This window comes from Labilibaculum sp. (genome assembly GCF_963664555.1).
In the GTDB taxonomy this organism is placed as follows: domain Bacteria; phylum Bacteroidota; class Bacteroidia; order Bacteroidales; family Marinifilaceae; genus Labilibaculum.
Genome location: NZ_OY761461.1, coordinates 1,236,517 through 1,254,691 on the forward strand (window position 1 = coordinate 1,236,517; position 18,175 = coordinate 1,254,691).

Below are 18,175 nucleotides of genomic sequence, written 5' to 3' on the forward strand. Positions count from 1 at the left end.
TATTGCAGAACGATTATAAATAGTGAGGTGATTGTAATTATTTTTGTTGAGAAATTATTTTATTCCTATGTTTGTCGTCAATTAAAATTAAAACGAATTGCTAGTGCTGATTTTTTTTTGATCTTAATACATAGCAATACAATATATACGGTAGAGTTATGTATTTAATTATGGAATGTATTTTCTAATGAGGTATATTTTAAAAATCATTAAAAAAGTTATCAATAGTAATTGAATTGAAGAAGTTGAATGATTTAATTCGGCTAGGATAAAAAAACAAATTGAAAAAACACAAATTACAACGTGTTAGATTAATATAATCACTCTAAATATTTTTATATGATTGGTTTCTTGAAACCGGCAGCACACAAGGAAATGTTGCCCGATAATAAAATTGACCCAACTTACAAACGATTGCGTTTGCAGGTGTTTGTAGGTATATTTCTTGGATATGCAGGTTATTATTTGGTGAGGAAAGTGTTCTCATTGGCGATGCCGGATTTAATTGCATTGGGGTATTCTAAAACACAGTTAGGCTTTGCTTTATCAGGAGTTTCTGTAGCATATGGTCTTAGTAAGTTTATAATGGGAAATGTTTCGGATCGAAGTAATGCCCGACGTTTTTTAACTTTTGGCTTGGTGCTTTCCGCTATTACAATGATTGTAATGGGGATTCTTCCTGTAGCTACATCATCTATTGCAATCATGTTTGTATTGCTTTTGTTAAACGGATGGTTCCAGGGAATGGGATGGCCTCCATGTGGTCGAGTAATGGTGCATTGGTTCTCTATTCGGGAACGTGGAACAAAAATGTCTATTTGGAATGTAGCACATAATGTTGGTGGAGGAATTATTGGGCCATTAGCGATTTTGGGTGTTGCAATTTTTACTGATTGGCAATCAAAGTTGTATTTTCCCGGGTTTGTAGCATTGGTGGTCGCATTTATAGCCTGGTTGCTAATTCGTGACACACCTCAGTCTTGTGGACTTCCAAATATTGAAAAATTTAAAGATGATTATCCTGATTCTTATTCTGAAAAGTACGAGGAGGAGATGACTGCTAAGGAAATCTTTATGAAATACATCTTAAAAAATAGATTGTTGTGGTCAATTGCCTTTGCAAATGCTTTTGTATATCTGGTTCGATATGGTGTGCTTGATTGGGCTCCGTTATATCTTGAAGAAGCCAAGGGATTCTCAATTAAAGAAACAGGTTGGGCGTATTTTGCTTATGAATGGGCAGGTATTCCTGGTACAATATTATGTGGTTACTTAAGCGATAAGGTGTTTAAAGGAAAACGTGCTCCTGTGAGTATCATTTATATGGTATTGGTTTTCATTTCGGTACTAATGTATTGGTTTAGTGAGTCGATTGTAATGAATTCAATAGCTCTAATTTGTATAGGTTTCTTGATTTATGGTCCTGTGATGCTAATTGGTGTTCATGCACTGGATTTGGTTCCTAAAAAAGCAGCAGGAACCGCGGCAGGCTTAACAGGATTGTTTGGTTACATGGGAGGTGCATTGTTTGCAAATATTGCAATGGGTGCCGTTGTAGATATGTGGGGATGGGATGGTGGATTCATCGTTCTTCTGGCAGCTTGTGTTGCAGCTATTATTTTGATAGGTATTTCTTGGATACAGGAACGCAATGGGCATAATGGTTTGCATGTTTAAGACTTTAATCAGATATACTGCTTGATTGTTAAAATGACTAATTCAAATAAAAATAATTACAAACCTAAATTTTAATACATATGAAAAACTTTAATGTGAAAAATTTGCTGGCAGGTGCTTTTATCCTGTCTAGTATTGGATTTGCAGGTTGTGAAGATGACACTCCTGATTATAATCCTTATAATAATTATAAAACTTATCCTCTTAAAGAGCTAAGCGCTGAAGCAAAAGTAGTTCGTGATTATGTGAAGGCAGATGCTGTTATTGCTCACCGTGGTTCTACTTTTTGGGCTCCGGAAGAGACTGAAGCTGCTTTTCGTTGGGCTCGTAATATGGGTGCTGATTATTTAGAAATTGATCTTCAGAGAACTAAAGATGGCGTATTGCTTGCTTTACATGATGGAAATCTTCGTCGTACTTCAAATATTGAAAGTCAATTTCCAGGAAAAGAAGATTACCCAGTAAGTTATTTTACATTGGCAGAGTTACGTAAGCTAGATGCTGGAGCTTGGTTTAATATTGCAGTACCAGAAAATGCTCGTCAGTCATTTGTAGGACAAAAAATTTCAACTTTGGAAGAAGTTTTGAAAATTTCTGAAGGAATGAGAATTAAGCGTGTAGCTGGTGAACCAGTAAAAGATATGACTCGTTTAGATGAGGCAGGTTTATGGGCTGGATATTACGAGTTTGAAGTAGATCTGCAGGATAATGGTAACCGTCCGGGAGTTTATGCTGAGACTAAAGAACCATATTTATTCGGTGGAATGGAAGCTGACTTAGCTGCTTTTTTAACTGATGCAGGTTGGAATATTACAGATTCTCCTAAAGCAATTGCAACAATTCCTGGTAAAGTTGATGTAGCAAATACAAATGGTCGTTTTATTTTACAAACTTTCTCTCGTGAGTCTGTTGTGAAATTGGAGAAAGAATTACCTGGTGTACCTAAGTGTATGTTGCTTTGGGAAGACGAAAGTGCAGCTTATGTTCGTCCTTCAAATTCTATTGAATCTTTAGCTGAATTCATCAATTTTTCAGTGGAGTACAATTGTCACATTGCTGGTCCTTCTGTAAAAGGAAAGCCAAATGGTTATCCTGATTTAACAGAGCCTTGGATGTGTGAAATGTATCACCGTGCAGGCATGATTGTTCATGCTTATTCTTTTGATACTGAAGATCAGTTAAGAAGATACAATGGTGATTATTTTTATGCTGGAGTATCACGTTTTGACGATCCTGCTCGTGAAATCAGTGGTGATTATAAGTATGATGTGAACCCTAATATGTTTATCGATGGTGGTTTTACTAATTTGACTGATTTGTCAATGAATTATCAAAACCGCGAAGTAGTTGGAACGGCTCAGGAAGTAATGGATAATTTAGGCTACTAATTGTTAAATCTATAATAGATAAAGATATGTTAAGAAAATTATATATCGCTACACTAGCTTTAGGAATGGTGGCGACAAGTGCAATAGGTCAGGAGAAACAATTAACTGCTGAATCTAATAAAGGAGGAATCGTTTTGACCTCAGCCGATAAAGATTATCAAATTAGTCTTAATGGTAGAATTTATATGGATGGTGTTCATTATTTCGATGATGTAACCGATTTAAGTTCTGATGCTTCTATCAGTGATGTTAGGTTGGGAACAACAGTGAAATGGGGACAGTGGAGTGCTAAAATAAATGTTAGTTTTGGTAATGACGAAGTGAAAATCAAAGATGCGTTTTTGCGATATAATTATTTGAAAAACAGCATTTTTACAGTTGGTAATTTCTTCGAGCCTTTCGGTATTGAGGGATCTGCGTCAAGCAAAGATCTTCGTTTTATTGGAGCTTCCAATACTACAGAAGCTATGGGAATCGGTCGAAGCATAGGTTTAGGTTATACTTACTATACCGATAAGTTTTATGGGTCAACTGGTATTTTTGCGGGCTCAGTAGATAATCATAATAAAGGAGATCAGGGGTTTTCAACAACAACAAAATTGGTTTATACTCCGATTGTTAACGACAAAGTAACTTTTCAATTAGGAGGTTCATTTACATATCGTATTCCTGAAGCTAATGGTTTTAATAGCCTAAACGATGATGATTATAATCGTGAGGTCGTTTTAGCAGCTGGTCCTGAGCATAAATTTTTGAATGCTGATATTGCTCATGCAAGAACAGATATGCGTTACAATTTTCAGTCTTTAGTTCTTAGCGGACCTTTCATGTTACAAGCTGAATACACTAAGACTAAAGTAACTCGTGATGACGATTATGTTACGCAGTTAATGAAAGATGGCCCAGCTTATTATGTAACTTATGCTTGGCCAACTGTACCAGGTGATTACCCAGGATGGTATGGTGAGCTTCGTGATATCGAAACAAAAGCTTATTACGTACAAACAGGATTCCTTTTAGGGGATAACTATTCTTACAATTCTTCAACAGCATATGTCAATCGCCCAAAGGCAGGTTCTTATGAATTTCTATTGCGCTACGATAATACTAATTTGAATGATATCGATGGTACTTATTTTAACGGAGCCTATGGTCCTGCTGATTTAGGTGCTGCTTTAGGCGGAGCTGGAAACATGAGTATTCAGGGTGGAAAATCAGAGAGCTATAGTGTAGCTGTTAACTATTACTTAAACGATAATGTAATGTTTCGTTTAAACTACAGCTACATGGATGTTCAAAACCAAGTGTATCCATTGGATGAAAAAATTGGTATGGTTAAAGCCAGAGTTCAAGTGAACTTCTAGTAATAAGAATACTATTTATAATTTAGAGTGAGGTAATTTATTTTGCCTCACTCTTTTTGTATTTGATATCATCAAAAATTTTAAATTATTTTATTCTTGAGGAAAAACAAGAGCATGAGCTTGCTTTGTCAAATAAATAATTTATTGTTGATCTAAAAGATCTATTTATTAAATTTATGTTTCGAAATAAATGATAAGTTATTTTTAAACAAGCTCTAAAATGATAAAATACTACCTCTTAACTTTCTGTTTCTTACTTGTTGCAGAAGGTTTGTTTTCACAAGACTCTAATGAATTGAAATTAAGAGTTGAAAAAGGATCCATACAAATGGCCACTGATGATGGACAGTTTAAATTTGGAATAGGAGGCCGTATATTTATGGATGCCGCAGGCTATTTTGATGATAAAACGGATTTGGGAAGTGGTAGCGAAATTCGGGATGTTCGTTTGCTTTTTAAGGCTACTGTTTGGAAAAACTGGGATGCAAAAATAAACATTGGTTTCGATGGAGGCAATGCTTCTCTTAAGGATGTATTTCTGCAATACAAAATCAACACGAATAGTTTTTTTAGAGCAGGACATTTTTTGGAGCCTTTTGGAATTGAACAAACAGAGAGTTCCAAAACAATTAAGTTTATGAATTTTTCAAGTACTGTTGAAGCATTCAGGCCGGGGCGAAATTTAGGAGTTTCCTACGACAGATGGGGGAAGAGTTATTATTGGGCACTTGGTTTGTTTGGCAGTGATGTAAATAATACTGTAAGCAATCAAGATGAAGATTTTGGCATAACATCAAGATTAGTTGTTTCTCCCTTTCATAAAGAAAACATAATGCATTTTGGTTTGTCTGGAACGTATAGATCTGTAAATCCTGTTACTGTTGAAACGAACAGTGGGTATGGATATTCATCTACCGCGACAACCAGGTCAGTAAGGTATCGTTCAAGAGCAGCAACACATATTGAAGGACGCCGATTTATTGATGTTACAGTGGATAATGCTGAATCTCAATTCAAATTTGGAATCGAAATGATTGCAGCTTCGGGTCCTGTTGCATTTCAGTCCGAATTAATTAATTCCAAAGTGAATGTAAAAAAGGATTATTCATCTGATAAAGATTACAAAGCCAAAGGTTGGTATATGCAATTTGGTTTTTTACTTAAAGGTGGTAATTATAGGTACAATATGAAATCTGCCCGTTTGGCTAAGCCTGAACCCGGATCATTGGAATTATTAGCTAGAATAAATGAAACTGATTTAAATGATGAACATGCTTTTATAAAAGGTGGTAAGCAAAAGGATATTTCTTTGGGATGCACCTGGTATGTAAATCACAATGTGTTGATGAAATTGAATTTTACGAATGTTGATTTGGATGAAAATGCATTAAATGGGGAAGAGAATTTTAACATGATTCAAACCCGTTTGCAGTTTTCTTTTTAAGAAACATCAGAATAAAAAGAAAATAAGGATGCTGTCTGTAATGGGCAGCATTTTTTACAGGTTAAAATGTTGTGAGTAACATGTTTTTGTATGGCAAAGTTTCCAATTACCCAACACTTTTCACGATCCTGAAGAATGGGACAAAATAGTACTGGAGGGAGCCGTTAAAACGCCGGAGAACTCATAATAAATGCCGGAGAAGTGCTCAATATTGGTGGAGGACTACAATATATTGCCAGAGGGATACAAAATAACAGCGGAGAAGGGGGCAAATCTTCCGCGGGATAGTAGAATTAGGCCTTTCAGCTGTCTTCTCCTAAAATAGCTGCATAGCTTATCCTTAATTTCTGCAATACTCACTATTTCCGATAAGATTGTGAAAAGGTAATCGATATTATCTGTTTATATTTGTAGCATGGACAAAGAAAAAGCTGAAGAAGAAAAGCTATTTATTCGTAAGATTTTTATTGATGAAATTGGCCGTTTGCAAAAGGAAGGATTTTATTTCTTCTCTTTTATAATGATGGGGCAGGCAATAGAGGCATTGGGTTGTTTCCTAGATAACAAACCTTTAAAAGCCAAAGCTCAATCCTCCAAGCGTTTTTCAAAATCATTGAATATATTGATGGGAAACGATTATCGTTCTGTAAATAATGATCACTGGCTGTACGATAAGCTGCGCAATCAGTTAACACACTCTTTTGTTCCAAGCAAATCCTTACTGCTTTGTTCCCGTAAAAGTCAGCCCGAAGGAGTTGAGCACTTAGAGCAATTGAACGACAGATTGGTTTTGGTTGCCGAAGATATGTATGAAGATTTGGTGAAAGGCTGCGAAAAACTGTTTGGTATGATTGATCGGGGGAAGGTACCTTTAAAACGTATTGCTGCATCTCCCGAGGAATTGGGCATAATATAAAATCAGAAAAATGATTCAAAAAGTTGTAATGATTGGTGCAGGTAATTTGGCTACTCAGCTATCTCTTGCTCTTCATGAACATGGAATTGAAATTTTGCAGGTTTACAGTAGAACTGTTGAATCTGCGAAAGTATTGGCCGGGAAGTTGGACTGTTCGTTTACTATATCAGTAAAGAAAATAGAAAAGAATGCTGACTTGTACATTTTTGCTGTAAGCGATAAGGCATTGCAACCAATTCTTGATAAATGGTCGGTTCCAATAGGAAATTCTGTTCATACTGCCGGCAGTATTCCTGCGGATATTTTTGATAACTATGCCGAAGATTATGGGGTTTTTTACCCATTGCAAACTTTCTCGAAGGAGCGTAAGGTCGATTTTTCAAATGTCCCTATTTGTATAGAGTCAAATAGTTTGAAATTGCAAGCAGATTTAATCGAGCTTGCCGGACAGATATCAAACAGTGCTCATCTAGTTAATTCGGAACAGCGGAAACAACTCCATTTGGCAGCGGTTTTCACTTGTAATTTCACCAATCACATGTATAGCATCGGTCAAAAATTATTGGCCGAAAAAGATGTTGATTATGAATTGTTGAAACCATTAATTTTAGAGACAGCACAAAAAGCCTTGCAGTTGGATCCGGTATCTGCACAAACAGGTCCTGCAGTACGTTTCGATGAGGAGATAATGAATTCACATGAGAAGGCGCTAAAACATTCTCCGGTGTTTCAAAAATTGTATAGATTTGTGAGCGAAAGCATCTATAAGATGCACAAAGGGAAATAAATTTGTTGTATTTGGAAGAAGAAAATGGGAAGTAGAATCGAATGTTTTTCTCACATCTCATATCTTGTTTCTCAATTTTAAATAAAATGGCGTTTTTTAAGGAAGATTTAATGAAAGTTTCTGCATTCATTTTCGATGTGGATGGTGTTCTTTCCAATGAGTGTATTGTTATCGATTCATCGGGAGAAATGTTGCGCACGGCAAACACAAAAGATGGATATGCTATTCAGTATGCAGTAAAAAAAGGCTATCCGGTTGCAATTATAACCGGTGGTGTTTCCGATGCTGTCGAAAAACGTTACAAAGGTCTTGGAGTTGCAGACATTTACATGGGATCGAAAAACAAGATTAAAGATTTTGAAGATTTTATTGCGAAATACGATTTAAATCCTGATCAGATTATGTATATGGGAGATGATTTGCCCGATTATGAGGTGATGAAAAGAATTGGAGTGCCGACTTGCCCGTGTAATGCGGTGGAGCAAATAAAGGCTATTTCCAACTATATTTCGGATAAAGAGGGCGGTTACGGTTGTGTTCGTGATGTAATTGAACAAGTATTGCGCGCACATAGTAAATGGCTCGAAGCCGATACAAATATCCAAAGTATATAAAAGCAACCTTAACCCAAACAGCCCAATGAACAGTTATCTGAAATTGATCCGATTACCCAATCTGATTATTATAGCACTGACCCAATATGTGATGCGCTATTTTATTATTCAACCTATTTTGGGAATTAATAGAATTAAGCTTCAATTAGCCGATTTGGATTTTGCAATATTGGTTTTTGCAACTGTTTGCATGGCTGCGGCAGGTTACGTTATTAATGATTATTTTGATACGAAAGCAGATCGAATCAATAAGAAAGATGTTATTGTAGGTAGAAAAATTACGCGAAGAGTGGCCCTGTTTCTGCAACAGATAATTGCTGCAATATCAGTTTTACTGGGAGGGTATGTGTCTTATAAAATTGGTCACTGGCAATTTGTGTTCATCTTTTTTATGGGAGGAGGCTTGCTTTGGTTTTATTCAACATCCTACAAATATTACTTTTTGTTAGGCAGTTTTTTATTGGCTTTTTTGGTTGCGGCGATTCCATTTTTGGTTGTTATTTACGAGATTCCACCGCTTAATATAACTTATTCGGAAATATTAATAGCCTCAAAAACCAATTTTAATTACCTATTGTATTGGGTAGGAGCCTTTTCTTTTTTCTCATTCATTGGTGTTCTAATTGCACAATTCATCAGAGATTTACTTTCCATTAAAGGAGACCGGGAAATTAATCGTCAAAGTTTACCGGTTGTAATTGGTTTAAAATGGGCTAAGCTTGTAATCGTACTCCTTATTTTGTTTTTATCTGTATCGGTTTTTGGAGTTTGGTACCAGTTTTTAAATGCTCCAATGGATCAGATTACACCTTGGTATTTTGGCATTTTAATCATTTTGCCATTATTTTTATTGGCTTATCGGGTTTATCAGTTTTCGGAAGGAGACAAATTTAAGACAGGGATTTTTCTAATACGATTTGCCATTCTAGCAGGTATTTCCTATGCTTTTGTGGTAAACTATGTTATCAATCACACAAATTTTTAAGAATGCTGAATAATCTCAAAGATTATCAAATAATATTAGCCTCTCAATCACCTCGAAGACACCAAATGTTGAAGGAGTTGGGTTTGATTTTTGAAATAAGAACAAAAGAAATTGAGGAGACTTACCCTGAAGGATTAACGCCGGAGCAAATTCCGGTTTACCTGGCCGAATTAAAAGCAAAAGCATTCGAGCAGGATCTTAACTCCAATGAGTTGGTGATCACAGCAGACACAATTGTTTGTGTTGATGATTGGATTCTTGGAAAACCAAACGACAGAGATGATGCTGTTAAAATGCTTAATGCATTGTCCGATAGATCGCACCAGGTAATAAGTGGTGTTTGCCTAATGAGTAAAGACAAGAAAATAAGTTTTTCTACAACTACTAATGTTCATTTTAAAGCCTTGTCGGAAGAAGAGATTGATTATTACATAGATAATTACAAACCTTTCGATAAAGCGGGTGCATATGGAATTCAGGAATGGATTGGTTTTATTGGGATTGACGGCATTGAAGGATCTTATTTTAACGTAGTCGGTTTGCCTATTCAACGCCTTTATCAGGAACTGTTAAATTTCTAATTGCCACTTGAATTATTAATTAGGAGTTATCAATTTATGAGTAAAAGTATCATCAAAGAAAATCGTTTCGGTTTGCAGTGAGAATTGTGATGTTATACAAATATCTTAATAGTGAAAAGAAGGAATTTGTATTGAGCAAGCAACTTTTACGTTCAGGAACTTCAGTTGGAGTTAACGTTAGAGAAAGTCAAAATGCCGAAAGTAAAGCTGATTTTATTCATAAATTGGCGATTGCGCAAAAAGAGACAGATGAATCTTTGTATTGGTTAGAATTACTAAAAGAGACGAATTATATTGCAGAAGATGAATTTCAGTCAATGCAAAGTGATGCGTCTGAATTATTGAAAATAATTAGAAGTATAATAGTAACAACAAAACAAAATAATAAAAATTAGTAATGTGATAAATGTTTTGTTTGACTTTTAGGTTTTAGCACTCAGAATTCATTACTAATAACTCATTACTTAAACACTTATCATGATTAAAAAATTAAGTCTACTTCTCATGGCAGTTTTACTGTTTATGGGAACTCAGGTAAAAGCAGATGAGGGGATGTGGATTCCTATGCTTTTGGAAAAATACAATATCGAAGACATGCAAAAAGCCGGATTTAAGCTTTCTGCAGCTGATATTTATGATATTAATAAGGCATGTTTGAAAGATGCAGTAGTTGGTCTGGGACGTGAAGGAAGTCCGTTTCATCACTTCTGTACCGGAGAGCTGATCTCTGATAAAGGACTGATTGTAACAAATCATCACTGTGGTTACGGTGCCATTCAGAATCACTCAACTTTAGAGCACGACTATTTAAAAGATGGTTTTTGGGCCATGAGTCAAGACGAAGAATTAGTTAATGAAGGAATAACAGCTTCATTTTTAATTCGTATGGAAGATGTAACTGCGCAGGTTTTGGATAGTATTACCGATGATACCAAGGAGGAAGTTCGTCAGAAAATGATTGCCAGGCATATTAAGAAAATTCAGGATGCAACCGAAAAAGATTCGGACTATCGTGCGAGTGTTAAAGCCTTTTTTAATGGGAATCAATATTTTCTATCGGTATATGAGATATATAAAGATGTACGTTTGGTAGGTGCTCCTCCATCAGCAATTGGGAAATTTGGCGGTGATACCGACAACTGGATGTGGCCTCGTCATACAGGGGATTTTTCGATTTTTCGGATTTATGCTGACAAAGACAATAAGCCTGCTTCTTATTCAAAGGAGAATGTTCCAATGAAACCAAAACAGTCATTCAAAATTTCTCTTAAAGGTGTACATGAAGGTGATTTTACGATGGTTTTTGGATATCCGGGAACTACAACAGAATATTTAACATCTGATGCATTGGATTTAATGACAAAGGTTGATAATCCACATAAAATCAAAATCAGAACAAAGAATTGGATTTGATGAGAGCAGATATGGATGCTTCACCAATGGTTCGAATTCAATATTCAGCAAAATATGCAGGTGTTGCCAATTCATGGAAAAGATGGCAGGGGGAAATTACAGGACTAAAGCGATTGAATGCAATTGCCAAGAAAAAAGAATTGGAAGAAAAATTTGAAATCTGGGCAGATAGCAGTGACGATTTGAAGAAAAAATATGCTGGAATTGTAGCAGAAATGGGAGCCTTGTACAAAGAGTTGACTCCAATTAGTCTGGCCCGCGATTATGCCATTGAGGCTGGTATTCGTGGCTCAGAAGCTGTGACTTTTGCTGTTAAATTTAAGAAACTGGCAAGTCTGGCCAAAAAAGATCAGGATCAGCTTGCCGATCTTGTTGCTGAATTGAAAAAGTCGAGCGAAGAGTTTTTCAAGAATTATAATAATCCAACAGATAAAAAGCTTTTGGCTGCTTTGCTGAAAATGTATAGCGGGAACCTGACCGATGAGTATCTGCCTAAAGAGATCGTAAATATCCGGGAGAAATACAATGGGGATTTCGAAGCTTATGCAGAGAAGGCAATGTCTAAATCGGTATTTGCTGACGAGAATAAATTGAATAATTTACTGGATAATTATAAATTGTCATTTGGTAAGCGTTTGACTAAAGATCCTATTTTTGTTTTAGCAAACAGCATTTACTTCTTTTACGAATCGGAAATTTCTCCGGTTTACAGCAAAATCATTACAAAAACGACAAAGCTGCAACGCACCTATATGGCAGGTTTAATGGAAATGCAAAAAGATAGAACTTTTTATCCTGATGCTAACTCCACATTCAGAGTTCATTATGGAAAAGTAGCCGGATACAAAGCCCGAAACGCTGTAACTTACGATTATTATACCACATTGGATGGAATTATTGAGAAAGACAATCCTGAGATTTTTGATTATGATGTTCCTCAAAAGCTAAGAGACCTTTATCATGCAAAAGATTTTGGAAATTACGCAAATGCAAAGGGCGAAATGCCGGTTTGTTTTGCTGCAACTAATCATACTACCGGAGGAAATTCGGGCAGTCCGGTTTTAAATGCCAATGGTGAGTTAATCGGTTTGAATTTCGACCGCGCTTGGGAAGGCGTAATGTCTGATTTAATGTACGATCCTGAGATTTGCAGAAACGTATCACTGGATATTCGCTACGTATTATTTCTTGTCGATAAATTTGCCGGAGCAGGATATTTATTGGATGAGATGAATATTGTGGAGTAATTATTTCCTGAGGGATACAAGAAAAATGTATTTCTCTTGTTATTTTATAAGAATTTCCTTGTACAATACAAAGGGGTTTCCTTGCATTAGGGAGCCCCTTTCCCTTGTACAAGGAAGAGGTTGAGCGCAGTACAAGGGAAGTCTTGAGCCTGGTGCAAGGGAGAACTTGAGTCTTGTACAAGGGAAAACTTGAGCGCAGTGCAAGAAAAAAAATAATCGTCGCAGTAGAAAAATATTTGTGACAATACCAGAAGTATAACAAACAAAATAAAAGAGATTGCTTCAACAAAAAGTTCTATTTTATTGTGATACTGTACTTTTAAAATGGCCTCTTTTTTATTAGTCAGAATTCAAGTTTCGGAAATGAAATAAAGGGGGCATATCTGCAATGTATTTTATTAATTACAAGGCAAATAGTAGTCTTTCAATGGATTGATAAATAGGATCGGATTATCTTCTTTCTTGAGGATGCTTTTTAGTTGACTGGGGCCGGACCAGGACGCAATCCAGCCAGGATTACGATTCGACATGAGTACAATTAAATCTGAATTTAGATTTTTTGAAAATTGAATTGCCTTCCGGTTGATGTTTCTGCTTTTGCACTCCGTTTTAACAATTTTGTATTCGAACTTAAACTGTTCAAACATTTTTTTAGTGAAGAGCAATGTAGCCTTTATGGTGCGATGATAAGCTTCGGATTTTTCATTGGGAGCAATCAGATGAATGATTGCATTGTTGAATCTTCCAAAATAACTGGCCCAGATCATTTTCTCTTTACTTTCTTTTTTGTAATCTATGGGAACGATTATGTTCTCGTATTTACAATTTGGATTTGTACTTTCTGTCACAATAATCGAAGGGATTTTTGCTTCCAGTATCCATTTGAAAATGGAATTTCGTTTTAGAAAATGATTTAGTGATCCTTTAGGAAATTGGGTTACAATAAAAATTGCATCCAATTCTTGTATGCTGAGATTAGGTTCCCGTTTGCTGTTTTTTAATTCTATTATTTTGTAAGGAATTGACTGCAGATTGAATTTTTCAATCTGATTATGACCTATGGAGAGATGTGTTTTACCAATTTTGGGAGGGTAATTTGCAAAGGCTACTCCTGATTTAAAAAGTTTAGCCAACGTGAAAGCATGTTTGATTGCTACGTTGGAACATTCAGGATCTTGAATTAAAACGAGTATATGTTGCTTCTTAATGCTCATTAAATAGAGAAAAAAATAAGTAATTGAGTTCTTGTATTCTGCACTTGTATGCGAATATAACCAAAAAAAACTTGTCAGTTTGATTCTAAGACCTACAAGAATTTTGAACAATGGTATTGACATAAAATGCTTGCTGATCTATGATTGTATTGAAGTGTTGAAATTGCAATTTATCATGATCTGTTTTGTCTTTATTGAGTTATTTAGATTTAATATGTATTTTATTTTTTTGTATCTATTCCGTTAGATATCATTTATTAATCCTACTCAAATACTTATCTTAGCGCAATCGGAATAGAATAATTGGTAAACATAAGTTGGTGCTGTGATATGGTGAAAGTGGCTGATCTAGTTGATAAACTTAATGCAAGTGTTATTTGTGGAAAAGATGATCTGAATCAGGACATAAGTTTTGGTTTTGCATCAGACTTAATGAGTGATGTACTAACTTTAGATACAGATAACCTGCTGTTAATAACAGGGTTAAATAATCTTCAGACAATTAGGACATCGGAAATGTCAGACATTTCTTACATTTTATTTGTGAGGGATAAGAAGGTCTCACAGGAAATGAAAGACTTGGCTTGTGAGAACAACATTACACTAATTGAATGCAGTTATTCAATGTTTAAAGCATGTTCTATTTTGTGTGAAATGGGTTTAGAACCAGTATATTAAAGGGGATGATATTTACATTTTTTATTGAGGGGGGTAATTTTTCTAAAGCTGGAACAGCTTCTAGTGAAGTTAAAAAAATATTGAAGCAATTGAATGTTGATTCGAAGATAATTAAACGAACAGTGGTTTCATTGTATGAGGCTGAAGTAAACGTGGTCGCACACGCTTTCGAAGGGGATATGAATGTTGAAATTTTTCCGGATAAAATAATTGTCAGGATTGAAGATAAAGGACCCGGGATACCTGATATCGATAAGGCAATGGAAAAAGGATTTTCTACTGCCACACCTAAAGTCCGGGAAATGGGTTTTGGTGCTGGTATGGGTTTGCCGAATATAAAAAGAATTCAGATCAGATGATTATTAGTAGTAAAGTTAATGTTGGAACCAAATTAGAAATCGTTAACTATCTGAAATAAAAAGAAGATGGAGAAGGCTCATTTTTATCATGCACTAAAAGTAGTTGAGGAGGTTTGCATTGGTTGTACGCATTGTATGAATGTGTGTCCAACTTCGGCAATTCGTGTGAAAAATGGAACTGCCGATATTAATAAAAATGCCTGTGTTGATTGTGGTGAGTGTTTGAAATGTTGTCCGGTAAATGCTATTATTGTTGAGCAGGATGATTTCACTCAGATCTTTCATTTTAAGCAACGGGTTGCTCTGCTTCCAACCGTACTTCTGGGGCAATTCCCAGATAATATTTCCGAAAAGCAAATTTATTCTGTTATCCATGACTTAGGGTTTACTCATGTATATGAGGTGGATGAAACTTCCGATATTCTTACCGAAGCCACTAAAACTTACATGAGTAAGCGTCATCAGGAACGTCCTTTTATTTCCAGTTTTTGTCCCGCAATCGTTCGCTTGATTCAGGTGAAGTTTCCTGCTTTGGTAGAACATATCGTTCATTTAAAACCAGTTATTGATATTTCTGCTTTGTTCTACCGTAAAAAGCTTAAAAATGAAGGGTTTTCCGACGATGATATTGGGATATTTTATGTGACACCTTGTGCGGCAAAAATTGCTGCAGTGAAGAGTCCTGTTGGTGAAGAAAAATCTTTTATTGATGGAGTTATTAATATGGATTTTATTTACAATAAAGTATTGCTAAGTATCAAACGGAATAAATCAGAAGGAATTAAGTATGAGCTAAATAAATACATGTCCAGGAGAAGTATTGGCTGGACATTAACAAATGGAGAAGCATCACAGTATTCCGGCAGATGTCTGGCTATTGATGAAATTCATAATGTGATTGAGGTGCTGGAGAAGTTGGAGAATGAAGAAATTAAGGACGTCGATTTTTTGGAGTTGCGTGCCTGTGATCATTCTTGTGCAGGAGGTGTTTTAACCACAGAAAATAGATTTTTAGCTATAGAGCGATTACGGAAAAGAGGGGATTGGTATCATCGGAATAGGCCTATTATTCTTGAAGAGAAAGAAATTGAAAAGTATCGCCCTTATCTGTTGGAAAACATTTCAATTAAGAATATTGAACCTCGGTCAATTTTAAGTTTGGATACTGACATGATGGAGGCGATGAAAAAAATGGCCAAGATCAATCGCATCTTGAAAGTTTTACCAAGTATAGATTGCGGCGCTTGCGGCGCACCACGTTGTCAAGCCTTGGCTGAGGATGTGGTGCAGGGAAAAGCCAAGATGACACAATGTGTTTTCCTTCAAAAGATGTTAACCAAAGAAGGATTAATTACTCCTCAGGAATCGTTTGATATCTCAGAAAATACCTGGGGGATAAAAAGATTTGAAAAGAAAAATATTAACGATCATTAGATAATGAAAGTACAAGACATAGTTGATAAACTGGGATTAAAAGTATGCAGTGGATCTGCAGGTTTGGATCGCGAAATTGAAGGAGGGTATACTTCTGACCTTTTGAGTGATGTTATGGGAAATGCAGATGAAAATCAGGTTTGGGTTACTTTGCAAACTCATAAAAATATTATGGCAATTGCCTCTTTAAAGGAGTTGGCGGCAATAATCCTTGTAAAAGGATACGAACCGGAAACTGATGCTGCAGAACAAAGTAATTTAGAGGGAATTCCTATTCTGTCTTCAGAGGAGGAAGCTTTTGAATTAACAGGGAAATTGTTCGGGCTATTAAAGAAGTAAATGAAATTGAAATGAAAGTTTTTCGAGCTGATTTGCATACTCATACTGTCCTGTCTCCATGTGGAGATTTGGAAATGAGTCCTGTGAATATTGTTCGGATTGCAAAAGAACGTGGCGTTGACATTTTGGGAATAACAGATCATAATTCAACTTTGCATGCAGCTTTAATCAAGCAGTTGGCAGAAAAAGAAGGAATTATGGTGATGATGGGAGCAGAGGTAACTACCAAAGAAGAAGTTCATTGTTTGTGCTTTTTTGAAACAGAACATTTGCTTTCTGATTTTCAAATTTATCTTGATCAGCATTTGCCTAAGATTCCAAATGACACAAAATACTTTGGATACCAGGTTGTGGTAAACGAAGAAGAGGAGATTGTGCAGGAAATAGATAATTTGTTGATATCAGGCTTGAATCAGGGAATCAATGAGGTTGAACAGAAAGTTCATGAACTTCAAGGTTTGTTTATTCCAGCTCATATCAATAAGACGCAAAATAGTATTATCAGTCAACTGGGTTTTTTGCCAACAGATTTGAAAGTGGATGCTTTGGAGATTTCAATGCATACCACGAAAGATGAGTTTTTAAGTAAGAATAAATATCTGAAAGGGTATACTTTTATCCAAAGTTCAGATGCACATTATATTGATAATATAGGCAATGTATGCAGCCAATTTATAATGGAGGATGCAAGTTTTTCTGAAATTAGAAAAGCACTTAGAGGAGAAGAAGGAAGAACAGTTGAGTTGGAAAAAAGGTAAAAGGTTTAAATCAGCAATTGGCGTTTGGCCTTTAGTTTTTAGCAAAAAAAAAAAGAATGAGAAATTTCAGGAAGTTAAATGTTTGGCAAAATGGAATATCAATAGTTAAAAGGATTTATCGATTGGTGGAGTTGCTTCCTGAGAATGAAAAATATGGATTGAGAAGTCAAATATGTAGGGCTGCTATTTCTGTTCCTTCTAATATTGCGGAAGGATGTGGTCGAAATACTGATGCTGACTTTAGAAGATTTCTTGATATTGCATTGGGCTCTTTGTTTGAATTGGAGACTCAGCTAATTATTATGGTGGAACTCAAATATGTCAATGAAGTAAAAATGAATGATTTAATTGATCTTATTCATCAGGAAGAGAAGATGATCAATAGTTTAATAACAAAGCTAAAAGCCAATTGCGAACAGCTAAAATCTTAATTAAATTGAAAGACCTGTCTTTACATATAATGGATATTATCCAAAATTCAGTAAGAGCTGAAGCGTCCAATGTTGAATTGGAGATCAGGGAGGATTTGGAAAATGACATTTATTCAATTTCTATAAAAGATGATGGGTATGGAATGTCGGAAGAAGTTCTGAGCAAAGTATTGGATCCTTTTTTCACCACCAGAACCACTCGTAAAGTAGGACTGGGTTTATCGCTGTTAAAGCAAAGCGCAGAGCAAACAGGAGGCAAATTGGAAATTCATTCCAAAGAAGGAGTTGGAACAGAACTTCAGGTTTTGTTTTCTCATAAAAATATTGATAGACCCGTTATTGGTGATATTGCCGGAGTTATTGTGTTGTTAGTAAGTGCAAATCCAAATATGGATTTTGTGTATAAGCATCACACAACGAAGGGTGAGTATATTTTTGATACAAAAGAAGTAAAAGAAGTGCTGGAAGATGTTTCGGTAACAGACCCAAATATTATAAAGTATTTAAAGGAATTAATAAACGAGAACCTAAACACAATAATATAAA

General features: G+C 35.5%; 17 protein-coding genes and 2 pseudogenes. 18 read left to right on the plus strand and 1 reads right to left on the minus strand.

Translation table 11 applies throughout. The annotated features are described in order from the left end of the window. The first annotated feature begins 339 nt into the window (after positions 1-339). The 11 genes and pseudogenes from glpT to ACKU4N_RS05055 all read left to right on the plus strand — a co-directional run bounded on the left by glpT (position 340) and on the right by ACKU4N_RS05055 (position 12,416). The gene (gene glpT / locus ACKU4N_RS05005; RefSeq protein ID WP_321321176.1) at positions 340-1,677 is read left to right on the plus strand and encodes a glycerol-3-phosphate transporter; all 1,338 of its coding nucleotides are present in this window, start codon (positions 340-342) and stop codon (positions 1,675-1,677) included. A gap of 80 nt (positions 1,678-1,757) precedes the next feature. Next, positions 1,758-3,065 carry a glycerophosphodiester phosphodiesterase family protein gene (locus ACKU4N_RS05010; protein ID WP_321321178.1) on the plus strand — a complete coding sequence of 436 codons (1,308 nt, stop codon included), beginning with the start codon at positions 1,758-1,760 and terminating at the stop codon, positions 3,063-3,065. Between the two features lie 26 nt (positions 3,066-3,091). Then, positions 3,092-4,429, plus strand: a complete 1,338-nt coding sequence (locus ACKU4N_RS05015) for an OprO/OprP family phosphate-selective porin (RefSeq protein WP_321321180.1) — start codon at positions 3,092-3,094, stop codon at positions 4,427-4,429. 220 nt (positions 4,430-4,649) lie between these two features. Then, positions 4,650-5,873: an OprO/OprP family phosphate-selective porin gene (locus tag ACKU4N_RS05020; RefSeq protein ID WP_321321182.1), complete on the plus strand. Its 1,224-nt coding sequence runs from the start codon at positions 4,650-4,652 to the stop codon at positions 5,871-5,873. Positions 5,874-6,288: 415 nt separating this feature from the next. Continuing rightward, positions 6,289-6,789 (plus strand): hypothetical protein, encoded by a 501-nt coding sequence (locus ACKU4N_RS05025; RefSeq protein WP_321321184.1) that lies wholly within the window; start codon positions 6,289-6,291, stop codon positions 6,787-6,789. A 10-nt stretch (positions 6,790-6,799) separates the two neighbouring features. After that, a complete protein-coding gene (locus tag ACKU4N_RS05030) occupies positions 6,800-7,576 on the plus strand; it encodes a Rossmann-like and DUF2520 domain-containing protein (RefSeq protein WP_321321186.1) in 777 nt (258 codons plus the stop codon). Between the two features lie 86 nt (positions 7,577-7,662). Next, entirely contained in the window at positions 7,663-8,190 is a 528-nt protein-coding gene (locus tag ACKU4N_RS05035) for a KdsC family phosphatase (protein ID WP_321321188.1), read from the plus strand. A gap of 25 nt (positions 8,191-8,215) precedes the next feature. Beyond that, positions 8,216-9,175 (plus strand): UbiA family prenyltransferase, encoded by a 960-nt coding sequence (locus ACKU4N_RS05040; protein WP_321321190.1) that lies wholly within the window; start codon positions 8,216-8,218, stop codon positions 9,173-9,175. Positions 9,176-9,177: 2 nt separating this feature from the next. Then, positions 9,178-9,756, plus strand: a complete 579-nt coding sequence (locus ACKU4N_RS05045) for a Maf-like protein (RefSeq protein ID WP_321321192.1) — start codon at positions 9,178-9,180, stop codon at positions 9,754-9,756. A gap of 68 nt (positions 9,757-9,824) precedes the next feature. Further along, positions 9,825-10,151, plus strand: a pseudogene (locus ACKU4N_RS05050) (four helix bundle protein); the annotation flags it as partial. Positions 10,152-10,350: 199 nt separating this feature from the next. Beyond that, positions 10,351-12,416 (plus strand): annotated as a pseudogene (locus ACKU4N_RS05055) (S46 family peptidase). 398 nt (positions 12,417-12,814) lie between these two features. Here the strand turns inward: ACKU4N_RS05055 and ACKU4N_RS05060 are convergent. Continuing rightward, entirely contained in the window at positions 12,815-13,549 is a 735-nt protein-coding gene (locus ACKU4N_RS05060) for an adenine nucleotide alpha hydrolase family protein (protein ID WP_321321194.1), read from the minus strand. Between the two features lie 411 nt (positions 13,550-13,960). On the opposite strand from ACKU4N_RS05060, the gene ACKU4N_RS05065 reads away from it, so the two are divergent. The 7 genes from ACKU4N_RS05065 to ACKU4N_RS05095 all read left to right on the plus strand — a co-directional run bounded on the left by ACKU4N_RS05065 (position 13,961) and on the right by ACKU4N_RS05095 (position 18,174). Beyond that, entirely contained in the window at positions 13,961-14,308 is a 348-nt protein-coding gene (locus ACKU4N_RS05065) for a DRTGG domain-containing protein (RefSeq protein WP_156194338.1), read from the plus strand. A 5-nt stretch (positions 14,309-14,313) separates the two neighbouring features. Further along, positions 14,314-14,667, plus strand: a complete 354-nt coding sequence (locus tag ACKU4N_RS05070; RefSeq protein ID WP_321321197.1) for an ATP-binding protein — start codon at positions 14,314-14,316, stop codon at positions 14,665-14,667. Positions 14,668-14,784: 117 nt separating this feature from the next. Further along, complete coding sequence (locus ACKU4N_RS05075) at positions 14,785-16,101, plus strand: [Fe-Fe] hydrogenase large subunit C-terminal domain-containing protein (RefSeq protein WP_407937240.1); 1,317 nt, start codon at positions 14,785-14,787, stop codon at positions 16,099-16,101. Between the two features lie 3 nt (positions 16,102-16,104). Then, positions 16,105-16,440: a serine kinase gene (locus ACKU4N_RS05080; protein ID WP_321321201.1), complete on the plus strand. Its 336-nt coding sequence runs from the start codon at positions 16,105-16,107 to the stop codon at positions 16,438-16,440. A gap of 11 nt (positions 16,441-16,451) precedes the next feature. After that, a complete protein-coding gene (locus ACKU4N_RS05085) occupies positions 16,452-17,198 on the plus strand; it encodes a PHP domain-containing protein (RefSeq protein ID WP_321321202.1) in 747 nt (248 codons plus the stop codon). A 56-nt stretch (positions 17,199-17,254) separates the two neighbouring features. Then, positions 17,255-17,629 (plus strand): four helix bundle protein, encoded by a 375-nt coding sequence (locus ACKU4N_RS05090; protein ID WP_156194341.1) that lies wholly within the window; start codon positions 17,255-17,257, stop codon positions 17,627-17,629. Between the two features lie 5 nt (positions 17,630-17,634). After that, a complete protein-coding gene (locus ACKU4N_RS05095) occupies positions 17,635-18,174 on the plus strand; it encodes an ATP-binding protein (protein WP_321321205.1) in 540 nt (179 codons plus the stop codon). Position 18,175: the final 1 nt, after the last annotated feature.